General features: G+C 48.1%; 2 protein-coding genes. Both read right to left on the reverse strand.

Annotation, left to right across the window (positions count from 1 at the left end):
* The coding region (locus DBR43_RS33475) for a condensation domain-containing protein (protein WP_199757188.1) at nt 1-2,018 on the reverse strand (2,018 nt) is incomplete at its 3' end.
* Nucleotides 1,948-2,412: phosphopantetheine-binding protein (locus DBR43_RS33480; protein WP_158622661.1), on the reverse strand; the 465-nt coding region annotated here is incomplete at its 5' end. The genes DBR43_RS33480 and DBR43_RS33475, both read right to left, overlap by 71 nt.

Raw genomic sequence — 2,412 nt, forward strand, 5'->3', positions numbered from 1 at the left:
TCTACAGGCAGTTCTCTTCCGGATACCGTAGTACCCACCACGGTCCTGTCAGTCCCGCTGTATACCTGTAATATTTTATGCCATAGGAATTGGATCACAACATTGATCGTAACTCCTTCTTTCATGCATAAGCTCCTGATTTTCGCGAGCAGTTCCCCGGGGATGGGCAGGCTTTTCTCTGCGCCATGTTCTACCAATCTGTAGTTGTCCAGGTCTGCAGCTCTGCTGAGCAATGCGTTGATATTGTTGGCTCCATCCAGGTCGGCCAGGGCCTTTTCCCAATAGGAATTGGCCCATTGCTTATGCTCCAGTATGTATTGTTGTGCCGACAGGTAGGATTCGTCTTCTGATATCAACGGACGCTTGCCAGCCATAAGCTGCTGATAGTGACCATGCAGATTTGCGAAGAGCAGGGATTCACTCCAGCCATCCATAATGCTGTGATGTCCTGTCTTGATCACGGTGTAGAGCTGCTCCGTCTGTTTAATAATATGGATTCTGAGTAGCGTCGGACTGGAAAGGTCAAAAGGCTGAGTCCGGTCCTTTATCCTGATTTCTGCTATGAGTTTATCTTTTTCGGAGAAGGAGCGGAGGTCTGAAATATCGTGCAGCGTATATTCCAGTCTGCCTTTTTTGTAGATGACCTGTACCGCATCATCCTGCCAGTCGAAAGCTGTTCTCAGGATGGGATGCTGATCGATGCACATTTTCCAGGCCGCTATATATGCGTTGGTGTCCAGAGCTTGCTGGTAGTCGTATAGTACCTGGACCAGGTAGGCGTCATCGTCCGGCTGACTTAAAGCATGGTAGATGAAGCCCTGTTGTAAACTGTTTGCAGAAAAGAGGTGTGCAATGCCATTGTTCTTTTTGAATGCACGTGTTTGCAGGTTGTCGAGTAGTTCCTGACTGATGTTTACAGCGTGGAAATCAGCAGGGGTAAAGCCTGGTCCTTCCAGCTGTATTTTCTCAATGCAGTGATGAATTGTTTCTTCCAGACGGCCCTGCAGGAATTCCGCCAGTTTTCTGGTGTCGGTTTCTCCAAGTTTTGCAGTGATGGCGAAACTAAGTTTGCCAGCTGTCACCATACCATTGATATCGATCAGAAGATTATCCGTATTGTCAGGATGGATCTCCGGAAGTGTGCCTTCCTGAACGATCTTCCAGTCGGCATCCGTATGGTCGAACTGCCCCAGGTAATTGAACCTTATGGCTGGTAATTTGTTTTTATTCGCTGGAAATGTGCCAAAACCTATGCCTTTATTCGGAATGGCCGAGAGCGTCTCCTTCACAAGACGAATGTTGTCCTGGATTGAGGGGCTGGTTTTTAGCCTGACGGGGAACATGGAGGTAAACCATCCTACAGTTCTGCTATGGTCAATACTTAGATCCAAAGGCTCTCTTCCATGACCTTCCAATGTGATGGTGTGCGTGTCTTCTCCGTCTAAGTCTTTAAGCGCAAGCGCTAATGCGGTGAGCAGGAGGTCGTTGATCTGAGTGTTGTAGGCTGCAGGTGCCTTTTGCAATAGTCCCTGTGTTACAGCAGGATCCAGTTCAATGTTTAATGTTAAAGGTTTTTCCAGTATTGCTGAAGCGGCCGGCAGATCAGCGGTCTGGCTGTCCCAGTAGCGTTTCTCGTCCGGATAAAGCGCGGGATAGCCCTCCATGTATTCTACCCATTGACGGTAGCTGCTGCCTTTCTGTGGAAGTTTTTTTCCTTCGTAAGCTGTTCTGAGGTCTTCTGCCAGGATGCGCCAACTCACCATATCCACGATCAAATGGTGTAAGGCGATATAGACACGTGCGGTACCATCTGAATATCCATACAGGTATCCGATCTGGAAGAGCGGTCCTTTTTCGAGGTCAAAGCCATTTTGCCACTCGAAAAGTGTTTCCTCTATCTGTGCAGGCGACAGTTGTTGAATGTCCAGTGTTTTTATTTCCGGTATTTCAATNNTGAGGCGAATAGGTCTGCTGCCATTCCGCCCCCGACATGGTATATTTAGTCCTGAGCATGTCATGCTGCAGAACCAGCTTTTCAATCGCCTGTGTCAGCTTTTCGATGTCAAGTGCATCTGTTTTTATAAAAAAACTCTGGTTCCAATGCTGGTATTCCGGCAAGAGGCCTTCCGTCACCCACTGAACAAACCATTGTTGTATCGGTAAAAGGCCGAAGCTGCCAGAAAGTATTCCCTGCTCGGTACGCAGCGCTACTTCATTGCGGTTGTAACGCAAATGCTTTTCCAGTTTTTCTACGGTCCTATAGGAAAAAATATCCTTGACCAGGCAGTTGAAACCCATCCTTCTGATGCGGTTGGCTGCCTGTATACTGAGAATGGAATCTCCCCCGATCCGGAAGAAGTCGTCAGTAATTCCCACAGGGGTAATTCCCAGCACCTCCTGCCAGATGGAACA

The organism is Pedobacter sp. KBW06 (assembly GCF_003852525.1).
Classification (GTDB): Bacteria; Bacteroidota; Bacteroidia; order Sphingobacteriales; family Sphingobacteriaceae; genus Pedobacter.